Genomic DNA, 20,227 nt, shown 5'->3' with positions numbered 1-20,227 from the left:
GGCGCACGTCACCGAGGGATGACCGGGGAGGCGGCCTGGACCGCCGTCCCCGGCGGCCTCACCCGTTGGCGAGGTGCTGTTCGATCCGCTCGACCTTGGCCGTGAGCTGCCCGGTGTGGCCGGGCCGGATGTCCGCCTTGAGCACCAGGCTGACCCGGGGCGCGCGGGCCTGGAGGACCTCGGTCGCCCGCTTGACCACGGCCATCACCTCGTCCCACTCGCCCTCGATGGTGGTGAACATGGCGGTGGTCTCGTTGGGCAGCCCCGACTCCCGCACCACCCGCACCGCCTCCGCGACCGCCTCGGCCACGCTGTCGGACTCCCCGCCGAGCGGGCTCACACTGAACGCGACGAGCACAGGTCCTCCCCGAGTGATTTCGACTGGCACCAACATCATCCCGGGTACCCGCTGGTAGCTTCGGACCCCATGACCTCCCAGCCGCTGCCGTTCGACCCGATTGCCCGCGCGGCCGAACTCTGGGAGAAGCACATCGGCTCGTCGACCTCGATGGCCGCTGTGACGAGCGTCATGCGGGTGCAGCAGATCATCCAGTCCGCCGTCGACGCGGCGCTGAAGCCGCACGGCCTCACGTTCGCGCGCTACGAGGCGTTGGTGCTGTTGACCTTCTCGCGCCAGGGCAGCCTGCCGATGCGGGTGATGGGCGAGCGGCTGCAACTGCACCCGACCAGCGTCACCAACATCGTGGACCGGCTGGAAAACGACGGCCTGGTGCGCCGCAACCCGCACCCGACCGACCGCCGCACCACCCTGGTCGAGATCACCGACGCCGGCCGGGCCCGCCGGGAGGCGGCCACCCACTCCGTCACGGCGGTCGACTTCGGTCTGCGCGGGCTGAACGAGAAGCAGACCGACCAGCTGACCGACCTGCTCGCCAAGGTCCGGCACGCGGTCGGCGACTTCGATTGACGTCCTCTCCGCCCTGAAGGGCAGGGATTCCGGCCTCCGTCGCTTACGCGGCGGTCCCGGCGGGTTCCTGCTTCACGGCCGACTGCGGGACCGGGGTCCCGTCTGACATCAGCTCCACAGGCGTTGGCCTGTCCGCCCGTCCGGCGGCCAGGATGTTCTTCGCGGCGTTGAGGTCCCGGTCGTGGGTCACACCGCATCGGCATGTCCACACGCGCACGTGCAGGGGCTTCTTCCCGTCGACCGCCCCGCACGCCGAGCACGTCTGCGATGACGGGAAGAACCGATCCACCTTTCCAAACGTGCGCCCGTACCGGGTGGCTTTCTCCTGAAGGAGCCGGGTGAACAGCCCCCACCCGGCATCGTGCACGGACTTCGCCAGCCGGGTGCGGGCCAGCCCCGTGACGCACAGATCCTCGACGTACACCGCTTGGTTGTCGCGGATGATCGCCGTGGTGTGTTTGTGCGCCCAGTCGGCGCGGGCGTTGCGTACCCGGGCGTGCACCCGAGCGACCTGAACGCGGGCCTTGGCCCGGTTCGCGCTGCCTTTCCGCTTGCGGGACAGGTTCTGCTGCGCCTTGCGCAGCGCGCGTTCCGCGCGACGCAGGAACTTCGGGGAGGTGATCGTCTTGCCGTCCGACAGCACCGCGAACGTGGTCAGCCCCAGGTCGATGCCGACCTCGGTGTCCAGCTCGGGTAGCGGTGCGTCCTCGGTCTGCACGACGAACGAGGCGAAGTGCCGGCCCGCCGCGTCCTGGATGACCGTCACGCTCGACGGCGCGGAGGGCAGGCTCCGCGACCAGCGCACGGGCACATCGCCGATCTTCGGCAGCCGCAGCCGGCCGTTGTCCAGCACCCGGAACCGGGCGTTGGCGGTGAACCGGATGGCCTGCCGGTTGTCCTTGCGGGACCGGAACCGTGGCGGAGCCAGGCGCCGGCCTTTCCGCTTTCCGGACACAGAAGCGAAGAAGTTCCGGTAGGCGGTGTTCAGGTCGGCCAGGGCCTGTTGCAGCACCACCGCTGACACCTCGCCCAGCCACGCCCGCTCGGGCATGGTCTTGGCGTGGGTGATGACCTGCTTGGACAGTTCCCCGTCCGAGAGGTACGGCAGGCCCTGTTCCCGCACTGTCTGGCGTGCGCGCAACCCGTCGTTGAACACCACCCGCGCACACCCGAACGCCCTGCCCAGCGCGTCCCGCTGAGCCGGCGTCAGGTAGACGCGGTAGTTGTACCGGAGCTGCACGACCCCAACCTAAACGGTTGGTTTCATGGCTGATCTTGAGGGTGTTCGCACTGGCCGGCACTGTGTTTTCGCGCTGCATGCGCACTTGGTTTTCGTGACGAAGTTTCGACACAAGGTGTTCACCGGGCGGCACCTGACCCGGATGGAAGAGATCATGCGGGCAGTATGTGAGGACTTCGAGACCACGTTGGTGGAGTTCAACGGGGAGGCCAACCACGTGCACCTGCTGGTCAACTTCCCTCCCAAGATCGCGCTGTCCAGGCTGGTCAACAGCCTCAAGGGCGTGTCCTCCCGCAGAATGCGGCAGGAGTTCCCCGACCTGGTCCGGCACTACTGGCGGGCGCCACGACTGTGGTCCGGGTCGTACTTCGCCGGCTCGGTCGGCGGTGCGCCGATCAGCGTTCTCCGGCAGTACATCGAGCAGCAAAACCGTCCGGTTTAGGGCACCGCTCGGGCCTTGGCGGCCCTCTCAGCGCGTGCCTTCACCCCCGCCCTGAAGAGCGGAGCACTGTCCCCCATCCCGGTAGCGGTCCTGGGTCAGCCCGACGGCTTTCCCTTGATCCACCCGAAGTCGCGGAACAGCTGCACGCCCTCGCGGGTCAGCGAGCGCAGCACGCGCAGCCGGGACAGCCTGAGCAGCTTCTCGAACAGCGGTGTGCTGCGACGGATGAACATCCTGGTGTTGGCGCTGTTCGGGGACCGGTCGTGCACCCAGAACAGCACCACCACCATCTGGTGCAGCCACATCAGCTCGGGCAGGTCCTCGCGCAGCTCGGGGTCGAGCTTGCTGGTCGCGCCGGCCAGCACCTCCCGGTACAGGGCGATGCTGGCCGCGCGCGCCGGCTCCGACTGCTCGGAGAACGGGCTGAGCGGGCTGGTCGGGTCGGCCGCGTTCTTGAAGAACTGCACCGCGAACTGATGGTATGGCTCGGCGATGTCGAGCCAGGCCAACAGCACCCCTCGTAGCCTGGCGCCGATCCCCTTCTCGGTGGCGAGGATCTCGATGCAGGCCTCGTGGTGCAGCTCCTGGATGCGGTCGTAGAACCCCTGAACCAGGTGCTCCTTGGAGCCGAAGTAGTAGTACGCGTTGCCGACCGACACCCCGGCCTCCCGCGCGATGGCTCGCATGGTGGTCCGGTCGTAGCCGTTCTCGCGGAACAGTCGCAGTGCCGTCTCGACGATGAGGTTCCTGGTCTGCTCACTCTTGGCGGTCCTGGACGGGCCCTCGTCGGGACCCTCGTCCACGCCACCCTCGGCGACCGGACTCGGCACGGCTTCCTCCACCGGTTCACCGTAGCCGCCCGCCGCCGACCGGCTACTTCGGCGGGACCGGCGGGAACAGCGGCGCCATGGGTGCCGGCACCGGGACCGGCGCCGGGGCCGGCATCGGGGCCGCAGCCAGCTTGTCGAGCCTGGCCTGCTCGACGCCCCTGCGGCGGAGCTTGTTGAACACGAACACGTTGCCGAAGTGCAGGAAGCCGAGCACGAGCAGCACGGTGCCGATCTTGAACGAGAGCGTCTCGAAGACCTGCCGTGCCTGCCCGACCGAGTCGGTGGTGCGCAGGTACCAGGCCACGAAGCCGAAGTTGACGAGGTAGAAGCCGACCACGAGCAGGTGGTTGACCGAGTCGGCGAGTTGGTCGTTGCCCTTGAAGACGTCGACGAGGAAGACCCGGCCGTTGCGCGCGAGCGTTCGGGCGACCCAGACCGTCAGGGCGACGCTAATGACGATGTACGCGATGTAGGTGACGACGAGCAGGTCCATCTGGACTCCAGTTTTGAACGTGTTCACTTTTCGGTACGACAGCAGCGTAGAGCCACTTTTGAACGCGTTCAAGTACGAATCGAGAGACCCGGGTCACGGAGAACTCGGTTGCCGGGGCGGCGCGCGCCGGGCAGGGTGCCGCGCGTGACGGAGAGCGGTCGAGTGGCGCGCGCGGTGGTGACCCTCGACGGGCGTTACCTCGGGGTGGCGCCGGAGTTCCGGGTGGACAGCCCGTGGTGGGCGGACGTCGAGCCCGTCGCCGCGCACCTCACCGCGCGGCTGGGCACGCCGGCCAATGTGCTGCGGCTGCTGGACACCACCAGCGCGACCGCGCCGCGCGACGGCCTGGTCAGCTACCACGTGGAGGTCGCGCACGCGCCCGTCCCCGGCACGCTGGACACCGCGCAGGCCCCGCCGGACGCGCTGTTCGCCGCGCACCCGCTGCGGGCGGCCTGGGCCAACCCCGGCGGGCCCGCCGCGCTGGCCGAGTGGGCGCGCGCCGCGCTCGCCGCCGCCGGCAGGTCGGTCACCGGGCCGGCCGAGCAGACCAAGACGTGGAACCTGTCCTGCCTGCTGCGGCTGCCGACCGACACGGGCCCGGTGTGGGCCAAGGCGACCGCGCCGTTCACCACCCCGGAGTCGACCGTCATCGGGCTCGTCGCGGAGGTCGACCCCGGCATCGTGCCGCCGGTGCTCGCCGGGGATCCCGACACCCGACGCGTGCTGCTGGCTCACGTCGACGGCGCGGACTGCTGGGGAGCGGACGCGGACACCGCGGTCGCGGTCGTGCGGCGGTGGGTCGCCGCGCAGGCCGCGCTCGCCGGCCGCGCCTCGGCGCTGCCCCGCGTCGAGCCAGCGGACCTGGCCGACCGGGTGCGCGACCTGGTGCGCGGCCCCGTGGCCGACGACCTGACCCCGGCGGAACTGGCCGACGCGGAGGAGCTGATCGACACGCTGCCCCGGCTGCTCGCCGAGGCAGCCGGGGCGGGGCTGCCGGCCACCGTGGTGCACGGGGACTTCCACTGCGGCAACTGGCGTTCCGACGGCGACCGGCACGTCGTCGTGGACTGGTCCGACGCGCGCGTCGACCACCCGGCGCTGGACCTGTTGCGGCTGCGGGACTTCCTGGCCGAGGCCGCCGCGACGGCCGCCGAGGCCGCGTGGGTGCGCACCTGGCGGGAGCACGTCCCCAGCAGCGACCCCTCGGCGGCGCTACGGCCCCTCGAACCCGTCGCGCACCTGCGCGCCGCGCTGCGCTACCAGGAGTTCCTGGACGGCATCGAGGAGAGCGAGCGCCGCTACCACGAGGGCGACCCGGCAGCCCAGCTCCGGCTCGCCCTCGCCGCCAACCACCGCCGTCACTGACCGCGGCTGGCTGGGTCGACCCCGGCGAAGGTGAGCAGGTCGACCATGTCGAAGTCGTCGGCGTTGCGGCGCGGCAGCGTCGGCGTCCACGACGCACTGGAGGCCAGGAACGAGGCGGAGTCCAGTTCCAGCAGCCCGATGATCACCTCGGCCACCAGTCGCGCGCCCGCGCCGGCCAGTGAGATCCCGTCGTTGAGGTACTCCGCCTCCCTGAGCACGTAGTACCAGAGCGGAGTGCTGCGCTCGAAGCCGACGCCGTACTGGGCCAGCTCGGGGAACACGTCCGGCCCGAGCACCGGAATCCCCATCGCGGCGGCGACCGACTGTCCGGACGGGAGCGACCAGGTGATGTGCCGCAACAGGTTGCGCTGCGGCAGGGCGACCGGTGGCTGGTGCCCGGGAATCCCCGCGAGCGGCACCTGGAACAGCGGGGTGGAGATCCTGGTGTCGATCCGCTTGTTCGTCTTGACCTGGCCGTCGCGGAAGTCGAAGAACGTCTGCCAGCCGATGAAGCGGCGTGCGGCGCGTGCCCCGCCGCGCAGGTCGACGGGATCCGGCTGGCCTTCGCCGGACGGGTCGAAGATGAACCCGAAGAACGGATTCCCCGTGTCCCCCTTGAGATTCGCCCGATAGGACGGCCGCACCATGCTGTGCCCGAAGCGGTAGGCCGCGCCCTGGAACTCCACCGGGATGTAGTAGTGCCCCTGGCCCGGCCGGTAGAACCGGCGACCGTGGAACAGCACCTCCTGCTGTATGCCGAAGCCGCAGATCTGCGGGACGAACGTGTGCAGCACGATCCACTGGTAGTGCCAGGTGACCAGTTGCCGCGCGGCCGCGAACAGCTGGTCCTGCGGGGTGCCGCCGGCGCGCAGCCGATCGACGACCTTGTTGTGGAACAACAGGAACGCGGCGTGCAGGCCGGCGACCATGAGGTTCTCGTCGTTGCGCGGATCGCCGATGATCGCCGTGCTGTCCGCGCGGCGCGGCAGGTCCTCGAACTGCCCGTTGGTCTCCACCAGCAGCTTCGCGCGGTCGGCCGGGTCGTACAGCTCCGGGCTGGCCACCGGGCCGCCGCCGTACACCGGGTCGAGGTCCAGCGTCGGCACGCGCCCGTTCGGCGACTGCAACGGCTCCTGCGGCACCGCGAGCCGCGAGGAGACGTCGAAGGTGAGGTCGTGGTCGACGAACTGGCCGAAGAACGTGGTTCCCGCTGTGTGGAACGGGTTGTCCCGGTTGTTCTTGCTCGCGGCCGGATTGGTGATGAGCCCGATCGGGCCCAACTCCAACGGGTCCTTGGCGTCCAGCGGGCCGCCGGCGGCGCCCATCGCCAGCAGCGCGTCCCGCACGGCGGGACTGTCCGCGGCAAACGGCGGCAGGGTGGGAAACATTCGGCCGAAGAATCCGGGCGAGGTGTCGGGCCCCACCTGGAGCTCGGCCGCGGAGCTTGCGGCCGTCGGCAGGGCGATCGCCCCGGCCGCCCCGGCCGCGAACCCGGACAGGAATCCTCGCCGGCTCAGACCGCCGTGCGGCTGGCCGGTCTCATCGATCGCACTCACAGCAACCTCTCCCGCAGGGTTGGATCGGTTCGCGTGTCGCGATCGACAGTCTGCTTGCCCGGCCGGGAGAACCACACGGACGTAAGGGACCTAGGCGGACACGAATCGCCTAGTGCGGCGCACGGGACGCGACACAGGGGGCTGCCACCGGGCACCGCAAAGCCACAGAGCCACAGAGCCACAGAGCAGACGTGGGCACGCATCGCCCGAGAACCACGGGCCACCACAGGGAGAACTAGCAGTCGTCGACCAGGCCGAGCGCCCTGGCCCGGAACAGGGCCTCGGCCCGGTTGGCGACCCCGAGCTTGAAGAACAGGTTCCGCTGCTCGCTCTGCACCGTCTTCATCGCGATGCCCAGCGCGTTCGCGGTCTGCCGCACCGACTCGCCCCGCGCGATCGACGCGAGGATGTCCCGGTCGCGCGAGGTCAGCGACGGCGGCCCGCCGCGCTCGGGCGACGGGGTCCCGACGCGCAGCAGGCCGAGCCGCTCCGCCTCGACCGCCGCCTGCGTCCGGCTCTGCACCTCGAGCTTGGCGAAGATCCGCCGCTTGAAGTTGGCCACCGTGTGCGGGCTGATGTTCAGCACCGGCGCGATCCGCTCCACCGAGTAGCCGCCGCAGACCAGCGCGAGCACCTCGAGCTCGCGGTCGGTCAGGCGCGGGCGGCGGTTGGCGAACTCGCCGTGCTGCCGGAGGTCCTCCAGCGCCGCGAACAGCACCGAGAGGTCGGACCGCAGGCTCACCAGCCGGTGCACGCCGGCGTGGTGCAGGCGCAGCGACTCCTGCGGGTCGAACGGGTACTGGAGGCCGATGACGCGCAGCCCGGGATGATCCGCGCGGAGCTTGCGCACCAGCGCCAGCTCCTCGTCGTCGGCGGCCTTCGTGCGCAGCAGCGCGATGTCCGGCGCGCGCAGCACGCACAGCTGTAACAGACAGGGGCCCGTCGACACGATGCCGACCACCGAATAGCCGGCCAGCGCGCTCAGCCAGCTGGCCAGCGTCTCACCGTGCATCCGATGATGGCAGTGCACTGCTACGCGAGTCGGCCGGCAGAGTTCTGCCATGGCGCGCCTCCCAGGGTGGCGGCCCGGGTGGGACATCCGTGCAGCAAAGTTTTCATTCGCCCACAGGGGGCAGTCAACCGCCGAGAGGCCGCGTCAGTCCTGGGTGACGCGCGCCTCAGCGACGACCTCGAGCCGGCCGGTCCTGGCCGCCCACCGCTCGAAGAAGACCGAACCGAACGGCGGGATGCTCGCCAGCAGCGCCAGCCTCGTGGTGCGCCCGTCCCAACCGAGCGGCTCGCGCACCAGCAGGGCGACCAGCACGTAGCAGACGAACACGACGCCGTGGATCGGGCCGAAGATCTTCACGCCGACATCCCCCGACCCGATCACATGCTTGAACAGCATGCCGACCAGCAGGCCGGCCCAGGACACGGCCTCGGCCATCGCGACGAAGCGGAAACGGCTTCCTGGGCTGCTGAACACGGGCGCTCCTCAGGGTATGCGGTCACCCCAGTGTGCTGCGTGAGCCGGCTCACGCAGCCCCCGGGGTCCCTCGCCCGCCTACCGCGTGACGAAGTCGAGCAGATCCGCGTTGAGTCGGTCGAGGTGGGTCAGGTGCAGGCCGTGCGGGCCGTCCTCGTACACCTCGAGCCGGCTGTCCGGGATCAGCTCGGCCGAGCGCCGCCCGCACAGGTCGAGCGGGTTGAACATGTCCTCGCCGCCGTGGATGACCAGCGCGGGCACGGTGATCTCGCGCATCTCGGCGCGGAAGTCCGTCTCCGTGATGGTGTGACTGATCTCGATCATCGCCCTCGTCGACACTGTGCGGGCGTCGGCGATCCCCGCGTCAACCAGCGCCGGCGAGATCTGGTTGCCGGGCAGCCCAACACCGGAGAACGGCCCGGCGACCTCGGCGACCCAGAGGGGGAAGTCCCTGTGCCACAACGCCCTGCTGTCCTCGAACACGCTCACGTCGAACCCGTCCGGGTTGTCCGGCGTCTTCAGCATGAACGGCGTGACGCACGAGACCAGCACGATCCGCGCGACGCGGTCTGCGCCGTGCCTGGACAGGTAGCGGACCACCTCGCAGGTGCCCGTCGAGTGCCCAACGAGCGTGACCCCGCGCAGGTCGAGGCGGTCCAGGAGGGCGGCGAGGTCGTCGGCGAGCGTGTCGATGTCGTAGCCGTCCCAGGGCTGGTCCGACCGTCCGTGGCCGCGCCGGTCGAGGGCGACGCACCGCTGGCCGTGTTCGGCCAGGTGCAGCATCTGGTACTGCCACATCTGCGAGCTGAGCGACCAACTGTGCGCGAAGACTACCGGCGAGCCGCTGCCCCAGTCCTTGTAGAACAGGCTTGTGCCGTCGTTGGTGGTGAGGAAAGGCATTGCGGGCCTCCAGTCGTCCGGGGCCCCGTTCCTTGCCGCCCCGCTCGGAGATCATCCTGACCGAGCGGGGCAGCAAGATCGATTACCAGTGAGGTAATGCCGATACCTATCGGGTCACGCGTCTTCCCATCGGAAGAACTTCGCGGCGATGACGCCGACCACCAGGGTGAAGCCGATCAGGATGCCGCCGGGCACCAGCAGCGAGTCGATTCCCTTGCCGCGCACCAGAACGTTCAGCATTCCCTCGTTCAAGTGCTTGAGCGGCAACACGTTCGACACAGTCTTCAGCCACGCCGGCGCGCTGTCCAACGGGAAGAACGTGCCGGACAGGAACGCCATCGGCAGCACCAGGAGGTTGGCGAACGCGGTCGCGGCCTCCTCGGTCTTGGCGAAGGACCCGACCAGCATGCCGATGGAGAAGAACGACAGCGTGCCGAGCACCAGCATCGGCAGCCCGAGCCACCACTGCCCGGACAGCTTCAGGCCGAACAACGGCGTCGAGGCGATCGTCACGAACAGCGCCGCCTGCACCACGGCGACACCCACGCTGACCAACAGTCGCGAGCTGAGCACCGTCGGCGTGCCGACCGGCGCGAGCCGGATGCGCCGCAGCACCTGCTTCTTGCGCCAGTTGACCAGGGTCAGCGCGGCGCCGAAGACCGCCGAGGTGGCCAGCCCCCAGGACAGCAGGCCCGGCGTGAGGAACTGGATGGGCTTCAGCGAGCTGTCCTCGACCCTGGCCGGGTCGAGCTTCAGCTTCGGCGGCTGACCGGTCGCGGCGAGGTTCGCCTGGTCCACCACGCCGGCGACCAGCCCGAGCACCGTGCCGGACTTGGCCTGGTCGCTGGCGGCGAAGCGCAGGACCACGGAGTCACCCTGCTGGGCGACCACGGCGGGCAGGTCGCCGTTCTTGACCTTGGCGACGGCCGCGTCGAGTGAGTCGACGTGCTCCAGCTCCACGGCACCGGACTTCTCCAGCGCGGTGATCACCGGACCGTCGCCGACGGCCGCAATCTTGATCTTGCTGGTGCCGGCGTCCTTGAACAGCAGCCCGAACACCACGAGGAAGATCAGCGGAAAGACGAAGGTGAAGAACAACGCGGCCTTGTCGCGGAAGAAGCCCTTGAACATGGCCAGCGACAGACTCCTGAACGCGGTCATGCCCGGTACTCCCTTCCAGTCAGGTTCAAGAACACGTCTTCGAGGGTCGCGGTGCGCACCTGGAGCCCGTCGAGCGCGCCGCGCTCGGCCAGCACGGTCAGCACCGGGGCGGGCTTGCGGGTGGACATGGTCAGCGACACGCCGTCGTCGGTCACGTCGTCGACGCCGACGAACCCGCGCGCCTCGTCCTCGGCGACCAGGCCGTGCGCCAGCACGATGTGCGTCGGCGCGTCGAGACCGCGCACCAGCGTGGCGGGCGCGTCCATCGCCAGGATCTTGCCCTTGTCCATGATCGCGACCCGGTCGCAGAGGATCTCGGCCTCGTCCAGGTAGTGCGTGGTGTAGACGATCGTCTTGCCCCGGCCCTGGATCGCGCGCAGCACGTCCCACAGGTTGCGGCGGGCCTGCGGGTCGAGCGCGGCCGTCGGCTCGTCGAGGAACAGCACGTCCGGGTCGTGCGCGAGCGCGCAGGCGATGGACAGCCGCTGCCGCTGCCCGCCGGACAGCTTGTTCTCCCGCGTGTCGGCCTTGTCGGTCAGGCCGACGAGTTCGAGGGTCTCCGCGGCGGTGGCCTTGCTGACCCCGTACAGCGACGCGAACGTCTCCAGCTGCTCACGCGCGGTGAGCTTGTCGAAGAACGAGGACGCCTGGAGCTGCACGCCGATCCTCGGCAGCAGCTTCGGGTTCCTCGGCCAGGGGACCTCGCCGAGCAGCGTCACCGTGCCCGAGTCGGGCGAGCGCAACCCCTCGACGATCTCCAGTGTGGTCGTCTTGCCCGCGCCGTTCGGGCCGAGAATGCCGAAGAACTCGCCTTCGGCGACGGTGAACGACACACCGTCCACCGCGTGCAGGTCGCCGTAGTGCTTGTGGACGTCCTCCACGACGATCGTGGTGCCGCCAGGCCCCCGTGTCCGTGTCATGGGTGGACGGTAAGCCGGGAGACGCGCCGGCACCGGATGTTCGGCGGCAACCATGACAAAAATCAGGGGTGCGGTCCGGTCGTGGCTGCTGAGCGCGCACGGTCCGGCGCGGACGGTGCGGGACGGGTGGGACGGCGCCGGGGAGGTTCCCCGACGCCGCCCCACCCCACTCGCGAGGCCGCCGCCACGTCCCTCGCGAGCGAACTCCGGTGTCTCCTCGTCAGCCGACCGCGACAGAGAACACGTGGAAGGTGCCGCCCGTGACCGTCCCGGGCAGCGTGACGCTCTTGACCTGCTTGCCAGTCTGCAACGTGATGGGGGCGGTGGCGAACAGGTACACGTTGAGCTTTTGCGCGGTGCCACTCATGTTGTTGCGATAGGTGGTCGTGTTCACCACGCGGTTGCCGAACGAGGGCGGCAGGTTGGACGGCCCGCCCAGCGCCCAGTCGGACATGCCGACGTCGGCGGTCTGGGTGCTGCCGTCGGTGTAGGTGATGGTCAGCGTCCCGGACGCCTTGCCGTCACCCGCCGCGCCGAGCAGCCCCAGCTTGGTCGCGCCGGCCGGCGCGGTCAGGTTGATCGTCTGGCCGGTGGCGTTGACGTTGTCAGGCTCGCCGACGGGCACCGAAGGCCACGCGTAGGTCAGGCCGTCGGAGCTGACCGAGCCGCCAGGGGGCAGGCCGGTGCCGGCCAGCGCGTTGCGCGAGTAGCTCCAGCCGCCGCCGTCGAAGTTGCCGACGGCCTGGTTGTCGTCCGGCGAGGTGCCGATGTTGTTCAGCGCGGCGCGCAGGCTGCCCGGCTGGGCGACGAGCACCACCAGCGTCGCGCCGGCCACGGTGCTGCCGTCCGAGGCCGTGTAGCTGACCGGGATCCGGTAGCTGGCCTCCGCGGTGCCTGCGGCGACCGCCAGCATCGCCTGCTGCCCCGCCTTGCCGCCGGGCGGCGCGGTGATGTCCCCCGAGGACGGGGTCAGCGTGATGCCGCTTGGCGGCGACGCGGTCCAGTGCACCGTGCTGCCCTTGCCGGACAGGTCCTGCACGCCGATGGTCACCGGCGCGCTCGCGCCGCCGGGCACCACCGAACGGGCCGGGTCGACGTAGGTCCGCTGGTTCACCCCGCCCTCGCTGAACGACGGCGGCGCGTCGGCGGAGGTGCTGCCCCACGCCGTGTCCGGGGTCGAGGACAGCGTGTAGTCGAGGGTGCCGCCGTTGGCGACGAACGACTCCGGCAGCCAGGGCCTCGTGGAGGACTGGCCGTTGACCTTCAGGCCGGTGACGTACGGCGAGCTCGTCGACGCGCCCGGCGCGTTGATGGTGATCTTCTTGCCGTTGCCCGTGGTCAGCACGACCTGCTCGAAGGACGGGCTGTTGAGCACCAGCTCCGCCCTACCCGGGATCATCGGGTACATGCCCATGGCGGCCCAGACGTACCAGGAGGACATCTCGCCGAGGTCGTCGTTGCCGACCAGCCCGCTCGCGGTCGGGTTGTACAGCTGGGTCATCGCGTTCCGCACGGCCGCCTGCGCCTTGTAGGGCGCGCCGGAGTAGTCGTAGATCCACGGGGTCTGGAGCGTCGGCTCGTTGCCGAGGAACGCGTGCGGGTCGTGCGGGCCGGCGTTGAGGACCTTGAAGAACTCGTCCAGCATCGTGTTCACCGCCGCGCTGCCGCCGCGCGAGGCGACCAGCCCGCTCTCGTTGAACGGCACCATCCAGCTGTACTGCGCGCCGTTGCCCTCGGTGTACCCGTTGGGGTCGCCTGGGTTGAACGGCTCGACGAAGGAGCCGTCCGCGTTGCGCGGCTGGAGGTAGCCGGTGGCCGGGTTGAGCAGGCTCTGCCAGGTCTGCGCCCGCTTCATGAACGTGCCGGCGCTCGCGCTGTCCCCGAGCCTGCGCGCCAGCTGCGCCACGGAGAAGTCGGCGCTGTTGTACTCCAGGGTGTCGGCGGCCTGGCCGGGCACGTAGCCCAGCTTCAGGTAGTCGGCAAGGCCGGGCCGCTCCTCGTAGCCGCTGGTCTTCTGGGTGGCGCCGCGCAGCATCAGCAGCAGCGCCTTGTTCGCGTCGAAGTCCTTGGCGCCGAAGGCATACGCGGTGGACACGATGATGTGGTACGGGTCGCCGTTCATCACGCCCGTGTAGTCGTTGGCGACCGTCCAGCGGTCCCAGGAGCCGCCCTGTTCGGCGAACGCGATCATCGACCGCGCGATGTCGGAGGTCTCCTTGGGCGCCAGGGTGGCCAACAGCTGCGTCTCGGAACGGTAGATGTCCCAACCGGAGAAGTTGGTGTACATCGCGTGGCCCTTGTCCGCGCTGTGTATCCGCCCGTCGAAGCCGATGTAGCGGCCGTCGGCGTCGGAGAACACGTTGGGCTGCAACAGGGAGTGGTACAGCGCGGTGTAGAAGGTGGTGCGGTCAGCGTCGCTGCCGCCCTTGACCTGGATCTGGTTGAGCCGGTCGTTCCACGACGCGCGCGCCGCGGCGGCCACCTGGTCGAAGGACTTCTTCCCGTTGTTCTCGACCTTCAGGTTGTTCCGCGCGCCGTCGGTCGACACGAACGACAGCCCGACCCGCACGTTGACGGCGGGCTTCGCGGTGGAGTCGAAGGTGACGAACGCGCCGCTGCCCGGCCCGGACACCGTGGTGTCCTGCGGCTTGACCGAGCGGGACTGCACGCTGCCCTTCGGCGTCGCGGCGGCCTTCGAGTCGGCGGGCGGCGTCAGATCCGCCTTGGCGGGCGCGCCGCCCTGCTGGGTCGCCAGGCCGGGGGTGACCGCGCCGTTCTTCCAGGTGCCGATGGACGCGAAGGACTGATCGAACTGGGCGTAGAAGTAGACGCGGTAGTGGTCGTCCGCGCCGCAGAACCGGCCGCTGGCCGCCCAGCCGCTGATCGAGTCCTTGCCGATGGTGACCTGGGCGTCGTCGGTGCCGGCGATCGAGCCGGAGGTGTTCACCAGCAGGGTCGCCGGCTGGCCCGCCGGGTAGGTGAAGCGGCCGGAGCCGGTGCGCTGGGTGGCGGACAGCTCGACCTTGGCGCCGTTGTCGAGGTTCACGCCGTAGTAGCCGGCGGAGACGTTCTCGTTGGCGTGGCTGAACTTCGCCACGTACTTGGCCGGGTTCGCCGCCGGCGAGTCGGTGACCTCGCCGACCACCGGCATGAACGGGATGTCCTCGTAGGTGGAGCATCCCGCGCCGGACAGGTGGGTGAGGCTGAAACCGCGGATCCGGTTGTCGTCGTAGAAGTAGCCGCCGTGCTGGAACGTGACGGTGTCCGGGCTCCACTGCACCATGCCGAACGGCGCGTCGGCGCCGGGGAAGTTGTTGCCGGCGCCGCCGCCGGTGCCCTGGTCCTGCCCGCCGGGCTTGGTGCCGACGTAGGGGTTGACCCACTTGGCGAGGTCCTCCTTGGCGGGCTTGGCCGCCGCGTCGGGCTGGGCCACCGCCGCGACCGTGGGGGCGAGCACGAGGGCCGCCACCGCACCGAGCACGATCCCGATCCTCGCTCCCGGCCGCCATCGGCCAGTGTTTCGTCTCGACAACCTGTCCATACCGGCATTCACGCGACCGCCTCCTCTGACAACCTTGTCCAGGGTCACTCGCTGCGCTTGCATCCTTGCCGAGTGCGTGAGGTTCGCGTCAAGACCGGATCGACCAGGCTGTCCGGTTCGGGACATCGACCTTCGGCCATAGGTAGCAAGCCAGTCCGTTCGGAAACCTTGTGCCGAGCCAAGATCGACCCTTCCGCCGTCCGTGGCCGACCCGGCGCGCCGCGTGGTACGCCGTCCGGCTGAATCGCTGCTTGACCGGTTCGGAACCGTTGACAACGCTGTCGGCGACGGTGTCCAATTCGGCGACTATGACAACGTTGTCCGGGGTCGGCCCACGCAAGGTTCGGCGCGCCACGATGAGCGACGTGGCGCGGCTGGCCGGTGTCAGCATCAAGACGGTCTCGCGGGTGGTGAACGACGAGCCCGGCGTGCACCCGGCCACGGCCGAGCGCGTGCTCGCGGCGATCGACCAGCTCGGCTTCCGCCGCAACCTCAGCGCGCGCAACCTGCGCAGGGGGTCCTCGACCGGCACCATCGGCCTGGTCCTCGAGGACGTCGCCAACCCGTTCTACTCCGGCATGACCAGGGCCGTCGAGGAGATCGCGCGGCTGCGCGGCAGACAGGTGCTGACCGGGTCGTCGGACGAACAGCCCGCCAGGGAACGGGAACTGGCGCTGGAGTTCTGCGCGCGCCGGGTGGACGGCCTGCTGATCGTGCCGGCCGGGCTCCAGCACGGCTACCTCACGCCGGAGATGCGCGCCGGCACACCGGTGGTGTTCCTTGACCGGCCCGCTGGCGACGTGGTCGCCGACACCGTGCTGGTCGACAACATCGGCGGCACCATCGAGGCCGTGCGCCACCTCGCCGCGCACGGCCACCGCCGCATCGCGTTCTTCGGCGACGCGCCGGACATCTTCACCGCCAACGAACGGCTGCGCGGGTTCCGCGAGGGCTGCGTGCGCGCCGACGTCGGCTACCACGAGGAACTCGTCGTGATGGGCCCGCACGACGAGCACACCGTCGCCGAGGCGCTGCGCCGGGTGTTCGGCGGCCGACAGCCCGCGACCGCGCTGGTGACCGGCAACAACCGGATCACCGTGTACGTGCTGCGCGCGCTGGCCGGCCGGACCGACCGGCCCGCCCTGGTCGGCTTCGACGACTTCGAACTGGCCGACCTGCTGAGCCCGCCGGTGACGGTGATCGCGCACGACGCGAGCGCGCTCGGCAAGGCCGCCGCCGATCTGCTGTTCGCCCGCATGGACGGCGACAGTTCGCCACCGCGCCGCGTCGTGCTGCCGGTGCGCCTGGTGCCACGTGGATCTGGGGAGGTCACAGCGTGAGTCCTGCTGACGGGGCCGAGCGGTCGACGGCTCGGGAGCCCATCGAACTGCCGGCCAACCAGCCGAAGCAGTTCTATCGGGGCGGTGCGTCGATCGCCGCCCTGCGCGGCGAGCCGGAGGCCGCCGCGGACTACGGGCCGGAGGACTGGGTCGCGTCGACGACGACCCTGTTCGGGCGGGACGGGACCGGGCTGTCGACGCTGCCGGACGGCAGGCTGCTGCGCGACGCGGTCGCGGCCGACCCGACGGGGTGGCTCGGGCCAGCGCACGCCGCCGAGTTCGGCGCGGACACCGCGCTGCTGGTGAAGCTGCTCGACGCGGGCCAGCGGCTGCCGGTGCACTGCCACCCGTCCAACTCCTTCGCCGCCTCGCACCTGAACTGCCGGCACGGCAAGACCGAGTCGTGGGTGGTGATCGGCGCCAGCGGGCCCGACCCGACCGTGTACGTCGGCTTCCGCGAGGACGTCGACGCGGCGACGGTCGAGCGTTGGGTGTCCACACAGGACTCCCCTGCGATGCTCGGCGCGCTCAACGCGGTGCCGGTTCGGGCCGGTGACACGGTCTTCGTGCCGGCCGGCCTGCCGCACGCGATCGGGCCAGGCGTGTTCATCGTCGAGTTGCAGCAGCCGACGGACTTCTCGGTCACGCTGGAGTGGCAGGGCTTCCTGGACAACCAGGACGCCGGGCACCTCGGCCTCGGCTACCCGACCGCGCTGGAGTGCGTCGACCTGGCCGGCTGGACCGGCGACAGGCTGGACTCGCTGGTGCGGCACACCCACGACCGCGCCGACCCGGTCGTGCCGCTGTTCTCCAGCCAGGCCGACCCGTTCTTCCGCGCCGACCGCCTGCACGCCGACGGCGAGCTGGCGCTCGACGCGTCCTTCTCGGTGCTGGTCGTGCTGTCCGGCTCCGGCAGGTTGCGCAGCGACGGCGGCGAGTTGGCGCTGCACCAGGGCAGCACGGTGGTCGTGCCGCACGCGGCTGGCGAGGCGAGGGTGGACGGCGACCTGGTGGCCGTGCGGTGCCGGCCGCCCGTGATCGGAGCTGGGTCATGAGCGAGCGCAGCGAGCGAATCATTCAACACAGCCCGACTTGTGCCTCATCGGCGCCCGGAGCGAAGCGAGGACGTCGATGAGCGAACTTCTCTTAGATGCCAAGGATCTCGTCAAGCACTACGGGAGCGTCGAGGCGCTGCGCGGCGCGTCGTTCCAGGCGTTCGCCGGCGAGGTGGTCGCGCTGATCGGCGACAACGGCGCCGGCAAGTCGACGCTGGTGAAGTGCCTGTCCGGGGTGCAGCAGCCGGACTCCGGCGAGCTGCGGTTCGACGGCAAGCAGGTCGTGCTGGACTCGCCGACCACCGCGCGGCGGCTCGGCATCGAGACGGTGTACCAGGACCTCGCGGTCGCGCCGGACCTCGACCCGGCCGCGAACCTGTTCCTTGGCAGGGAGTTGCGCAAGCCGGGGCTGCTCGGCCGGCTCGGCGTGCTGGACAAGGCCGCGATGCGCCGCAGGGCCATCACGGAGTTCAGCCAGCTCGGCGTGCGGCTCCAGAGCATCGACGCGCCGATCGGCTCGCTGTCCGGCGGTCAGCGGCAGAGCGTCGCGGTGGCCAGGTCGGTGGTGTGGGCCAGCAAGCTGGTGTTCATGGACGAGCCGACGGCCGCGCTCGGCGTGGTGCAGCGCGAGCGGGTCCTCGACGTGATCAAGAAGGTCCGCGACGCCGGCATGGGCGTGGTGCTGATCAGCCACAACATGCCCGAGGTGCTGGCCGTCGCCGACCGCATCGAGGTGCTGCGGCTGGGCAGGCGGGTGGCCAGGTTCTCCGGGTCGGACGTGACCGTCGAACAGCTGGTCGGGGCGATGACGGGCGCGCTGTCACAGGAGGACGCGGCATGACGACGCGAAGTGAGTCCACAGTGGACATCGCCAACGGCGACGTCGAGCCGACGCGGCGCAGCCTGTGGCAGCGGGTGTCCGGCTCGAACACGGTGTGGATCGCGCTGGTGCTCGTCGCGCTGATCGTGGTGTTCTCCATCGCGCGGCCAGACGCGTTCCTCACCCTGTTCACCGCGCAGACGCTGCTCATCGAGGCCGCGGTGCTGCTGGTGCTCGGCGTCGGCATGACGTTCGTGATCATCACCTCGGGCATCGACCTGTCCGTCGGCTCGGTGCTGATCTTCGCCGGGGTGATGGCGGCGAAGACGATGGAGGGCCTGAGCCCCCGCAGCGACTCCACCGGCGCAGGCTGGGGCGTGATCCTCGTCGGCCTGCTCGTCGCGCTGGTCAGCGGCGGCGCGTGGGGCCTGGTGAACGGGCTGTTGATCGCCAGGGCCAAGATCCCGCCGCTGATCGTCACGCTCGGCTCGTTCGGGGCGGCGCTTGGCGCGGCGCAGCTCATCACCGACGGCTCGGACGTGCGCACCGTGCCGAAGGCGCTGGCCAGGACGCTTGGCTCGGGCACCTCGCTCGGCGTGGTGCCGAACCTGGTGATCCTGGCGGTGCTGATCACCGTCGTCGGCGACCTGGTCTTGCGCACCACCAGGTTCGGCCGCTACACCTACGCGATCGGCTCCAACGAGGAGGCGGCCCGCCGCGCGGGCATCGCGGTGACCAGGCACCTGGTCACGGTCTATCTGATGGTGGGCGTGCTGGCCGGACTCGCCGGATTCATGTCCCTGGCCTACTTCCGCACCACCACGATCAGTGGACACAGCACGGACAACCTGAACGTCATCGCCGCCGTGGTGCTCGGGGGCACCAGCCTGTTCGGCGGCATGGGTTCGATCATCGGCACGGTGATCGGCATCTTCATCCCGGCGGTGTTGACCAAGGGGTTCGTGATCCTGCATGTGCAGGCGTTCTGGCAGCCGATCGCGGTGAGCGCCGTGCTGGTTGCCGCTGTCTGGTTCGACCAGGTCCGAAGGCGGGCGCGGGACCAGTCGTAACCACTTCTGACGATCACAACGATGTGCGGAGGAAGAACAATGGGGATGGCGAGAAAAGCGGTCACGGCCCTGGGCGTGACGCTGATGGCAGCGACGGTGCTCGCGGCGTGCGGCGGCGGCCAGGTCGGCGACTCCGGTGGTGGAACAGCCAGCAACAGCAACAACAAGAAGCTGACGCTGATCCCTGGCGTCAAAGCGGAGCCGTTCTACATCTCGATGCAGTGCGGCGCGCAGGACGAGGCCAAGGCGAAGGGCTACACGCTCGACACGCAGCCGCCGGACAAGTTCGACGCGAGCCTCCAGAGCCCGATCCTCAACGGCGTCATCGCGAGCAAGCCGGCCGGCATCCTCATCGCGCCGACCGACGACAAGGCGATGGCCGGCCCGATGCAGCAGGCCAAGGACGCCGGGATCAAGGTCGTCGAGGTGGACACCGCGTTGCAGGACACCTCGATCGCGCTGTCCTCGATCTCCTCGAACAACGAGCAGGGCGGCGAGAAGGCGGCGGAGGCGCTGGCCAAGCTGGTCGGCAGCAAGTCAGGTTCGGTGCTGGTGCTCAATACCAAGGCCGGCACCTCGACCACCGACGCGCGGGCCAAGGGCTTCGAGACCGCGATCAAGAAGTACTCGAACCTCAAGTACATCGGCCAGGAGTACACCGACAACGACCCGGCGACGGCGGCGTCCAAGGTGTCCGCGACGCTGTCCGCGAACCCTGACCTGATCGGCGTGTTCGCCACCAACCTGAACACGGGTGAAGGCGCCGGCACCGCGTTGACCAACGCCGGCAAGACCGGGCAGGTCAACCTGATCGGCTTCGACGCCAGCCCCAAGCAGGTCGACGACCTCAAGGCCGGCGTCGTGCAGGCGCTGATCGCGCAGGACCCGGCCACCATCGGCAAGCAGGGCGTCGACCAGGCCGTCGCGGCCCTGACCGGCGGCACCGTGCAGCGCAACCTCCAGACCGACCTGGTGGCGATCACCAAGGCGGACATGGACGCCAACTCGAAGTACTTCTACAAGCAGTCCTGCTGACAAACGGCTCAGTGCCCGTGCCGCCGGCCTCCCCCGGCGGCACGG

General features: G+C 70.0%; 19 protein-coding genes. 8 read left to right on the top strand and 11 right to left on the bottom strand.

Annotation, left to right across the window (positions count from 1 at the left end; translation table 11 throughout):
- Positions 1-58 precede the first annotated feature (58 nt).
- Positions 59-358 (bottom strand): MTH1187 family thiamine-binding protein, encoded by a 300-nt coding sequence (locus F0L68_RS21415; protein WP_149851406.1) that lies wholly within the window; start codon positions 356-358, stop codon positions 59-61.
- Positions 359-427: 69 nt separating this feature from the next.
- Between F0L68_RS21415 and F0L68_RS21410 the strand changes: the two genes are divergently transcribed.
- Positions 428-928: a MarR family winged helix-turn-helix transcriptional regulator gene (locus F0L68_RS21410; RefSeq protein WP_149851405.1), complete on the top strand. Its 501-nt coding sequence runs from the start codon at positions 428-430 to the stop codon at positions 926-928.
- A gap of 43 nt (positions 929-971) precedes the next feature.
- Here the strand turns inward: F0L68_RS21410 and F0L68_RS21405 are convergent, their stop codons facing one another.
- Positions 972-2,168: an RNA-guided endonuclease InsQ/TnpB family protein gene (locus tag F0L68_RS21405; protein WP_149851404.1), complete on the bottom strand. Its 1,197-nt coding sequence runs from the start codon at positions 2,166-2,168 to the stop codon at positions 972-974.
- A gap of 25 nt (positions 2,169-2,193) precedes the next feature.
- Between F0L68_RS21405 and tnpA the strand changes: the two genes are divergently transcribed.
- Positions 2,194-2,610 carry an IS200/IS605 family transposase gene (gene tnpA / locus F0L68_RS21400; protein ID WP_149851403.1) on the top strand — a complete coding sequence of 139 codons (417 nt, stop codon included), beginning with the start codon at positions 2,194-2,196 and terminating at the stop codon, positions 2,608-2,610.
- A gap of 95 nt (positions 2,611-2,705) precedes the next feature.
- On the opposite strand, the gene F0L68_RS21395 is transcribed toward tnpA, so the two are convergent.
- Positions 2,706-3,413 carry a TetR/AcrR family transcriptional regulator gene (locus tag F0L68_RS21395; RefSeq protein ID WP_223199017.1) on the bottom strand — a complete coding sequence of 236 codons (708 nt, stop codon included), beginning with the start codon at positions 3,411-3,413 and terminating at the stop codon, positions 2,706-2,708.
- A 70-nt stretch (positions 3,414-3,483) separates the two neighbouring features.
- Complete coding sequence (locus F0L68_RS21390; RefSeq protein ID WP_188316720.1) at positions 3,484-3,933, bottom strand: hypothetical protein; 450 nt, start codon at positions 3,931-3,933, stop codon at positions 3,484-3,486.
- Between the two features lie 144 nt (positions 3,934-4,077).
- Between F0L68_RS21390 and F0L68_RS21385 the strand changes: the two genes are divergently transcribed.
- On the top strand, positions 4,078-5,298 hold the full coding sequence (locus F0L68_RS21385) for a phosphotransferase family protein (RefSeq protein WP_223199000.1): 1,221 nt from the start codon (positions 4,078-4,080) through the stop codon (positions 5,296-5,298).
- Here the strand turns inward: F0L68_RS21385 and F0L68_RS21380 are convergent.
- The 7 genes from F0L68_RS21380 to F0L68_RS21350 all read right to left on the bottom strand — a co-directional run bounded on the left by F0L68_RS21380 (position 5,292) and on the right by F0L68_RS21350 (position 14,802).
- Complete coding sequence (locus F0L68_RS21380) at positions 5,292-6,854, bottom strand: peroxidase family protein (protein WP_149851401.1); 1,563 nt, start codon at positions 6,852-6,854, stop codon at positions 5,292-5,294. The two genes, F0L68_RS21385 and F0L68_RS21380, sit on opposite strands and share 7 nt — an antisense overlap.
- 235 nt (positions 6,855-7,089) lie before the next feature.
- Positions 7,090-7,866, bottom strand: coding sequence for a response regulator transcription factor (locus tag F0L68_RS21375; protein WP_188316719.1), 777 nt, complete (start codon positions 7,864-7,866; stop codon positions 7,090-7,092).
- Positions 7,867-8,010: 144 nt separating this feature from the next.
- Entirely contained in the window at positions 8,011-8,340 is a 330-nt protein-coding gene (locus F0L68_RS21370; protein WP_149851399.1) for a DUF3817 domain-containing protein, read from the bottom strand.
- Between the two features lie 78 nt (positions 8,341-8,418).
- Positions 8,419-9,240 carry an alpha/beta fold hydrolase gene (locus F0L68_RS21365; protein WP_149851398.1) on the bottom strand — a complete coding sequence of 274 codons (822 nt, stop codon included), beginning with the start codon at positions 9,238-9,240 and terminating at the stop codon, positions 8,419-8,421.
- Positions 9,241-9,354: 114 nt separating this feature from the next.
- A complete protein-coding gene (locus F0L68_RS21360) occupies positions 9,355-10,401 on the bottom strand; it encodes an ABC transporter permease (RefSeq protein WP_149851397.1) in 1,047 nt (348 codons plus the stop codon).
- Positions 10,398-11,321 (bottom strand): ABC transporter ATP-binding protein, encoded by a 924-nt coding sequence (locus F0L68_RS21355; protein WP_149851396.1) that lies wholly within the window; start codon positions 11,319-11,321, stop codon positions 10,398-10,400. The genes F0L68_RS21360 and F0L68_RS21355 overlap by 4 nt, the downstream gene beginning before the upstream one ends.
- Before the next feature lie 220 nt (positions 11,322-11,541).
- Positions 11,542-14,802: a GH92 family glycosyl hydrolase gene (locus F0L68_RS21350; RefSeq protein WP_223198999.1), complete on the bottom strand. Its 3,261-nt coding sequence runs from the start codon at positions 14,800-14,802 to the stop codon at positions 11,542-11,544.
- Between the two features lie 416 nt (positions 14,803-15,218).
- On the opposite strand from F0L68_RS21350, the gene F0L68_RS21345 reads away from it, so the two are divergent.
- The 5 genes from F0L68_RS21345 to F0L68_RS21325 all read left to right on the top strand — a co-directional run bounded on the left by F0L68_RS21345 (position 15,219) and on the right by F0L68_RS21325 (position 20,182).
- Entirely contained in the window at positions 15,219-16,202 is a 984-nt protein-coding gene (locus F0L68_RS21345; RefSeq protein WP_149851395.1) for a LacI family DNA-binding transcriptional regulator, read from the top strand.
- Complete coding sequence (locus F0L68_RS21340; RefSeq protein ID WP_149851394.1) at positions 16,199-17,257, top strand: class I mannose-6-phosphate isomerase; 1,059 nt, start codon at positions 16,199-16,201, stop codon at positions 17,255-17,257. The genes F0L68_RS21345 and F0L68_RS21340 overlap by 4 nt, the downstream gene beginning before the upstream one ends.
- A gap of 76 nt (positions 17,258-17,333) precedes the next feature.
- Complete coding sequence (locus tag F0L68_RS21335) at positions 17,334-18,098, top strand: ATP-binding cassette domain-containing protein (RefSeq protein WP_149851393.1); 765 nt, start codon at positions 17,334-17,336, stop codon at positions 18,096-18,098.
- Positions 18,095-19,147 (top strand): ABC transporter permease, encoded by a 1,053-nt coding sequence (locus F0L68_RS21330; RefSeq protein ID WP_149851392.1) that lies wholly within the window; start codon positions 18,095-18,097, stop codon positions 19,145-19,147. The genes F0L68_RS21335 and F0L68_RS21330 overlap by 4 nt, the downstream gene beginning before the upstream one ends.
- 45 nt (positions 19,148-19,192) lie before the next feature.
- Complete coding sequence (locus tag F0L68_RS21325; RefSeq protein ID WP_149851391.1) at positions 19,193-20,182, top strand: ABC transporter substrate-binding protein; 990 nt, start codon at positions 19,193-19,195, stop codon at positions 20,180-20,182.
- Positions 20,183-20,227: the final 45 nt, after the last annotated feature.

The sequence above is a fragment of the Solihabitans fulvus genome, assembly GCF_008386585.1.
In the GTDB taxonomy this organism is placed as follows: domain Bacteria; phylum Actinomycetota; class Actinomycetes; order Mycobacteriales; family Pseudonocardiaceae; genus Solihabitans; species Solihabitans fulvus.
Note: the sequence above shows the minus strand (reverse complement) of the source record. Positions and strands in the feature narration are given on the sequence as shown.

Bases quoted from the DNA above. Each gene is read 5' to 3' on its own strand.
- F0L68_RS21345 (WP_149851395.1), top strand. From the start codon at position 15,219: ATGAGCGACGTGGCGCGGCTGGCCGGTGTCAGCATCAAGACGGTCTCG.
- F0L68_RS21335 (WP_149851393.1), top strand. From the start codon at position 17,334: ATGAGCGAACTTCTCTTAGATGCCAAGGATCTCGTCAAGCACTACGGG.
- F0L68_RS21360 (WP_149851397.1), bottom strand. From the start codon at position 10,401: ATGACCGCGTTCAGGAGTCTGTCGCTGGCCATGTTCAAGGGCTTCTTC.
- F0L68_RS21390 (WP_188316720.1), bottom strand. From the start codon at position 3,933: ATGGACCTGCTCGTCGTCACCTACATCGCGTACATCGTCATTAGCGTC.
- F0L68_RS21355 (WP_149851396.1), bottom strand. From the start codon at position 11,321: ATGACACGGACACGGGGGCCTGGCGGCACCACGATCGTCGTGGAGGAC.
- F0L68_RS21375 (WP_188316719.1), bottom strand. From the start codon at position 7,866: ATGCACGGTGAGACGCTGGCCAGCTGGCTGAGCGCGCTGGCCGGCTAT.
- F0L68_RS21365 (WP_149851398.1), bottom strand. From the start codon at position 9,240: ATGCCTTTCCTCACCACCAACGACGGCACAAGCCTGTTCTACAAGGAC.
- F0L68_RS21410 (WP_149851405.1), top strand. From the start codon at position 428: ATGACCTCCCAGCCGCTGCCGTTCGACCCGATTGCCCGCGCGGCCGAA.
- F0L68_RS21325 (WP_149851391.1), top strand. From the start codon at position 19,193: ATGGCGAGAAAAGCGGTCACGGCCCTGGGCGTGACGCTGATGGCAGCG.
- F0L68_RS21330 (WP_149851392.1), top strand. From the start codon at position 18,095: ATGACGACGCGAAGTGAGTCCACAGTGGACATCGCCAACGGCGACGTC.
- tnpA (WP_149851403.1), top strand. From the start codon at position 2,194: ATGGCTGATCTTGAGGGTGTTCGCACTGGCCGGCACTGTGTTTTCGCG.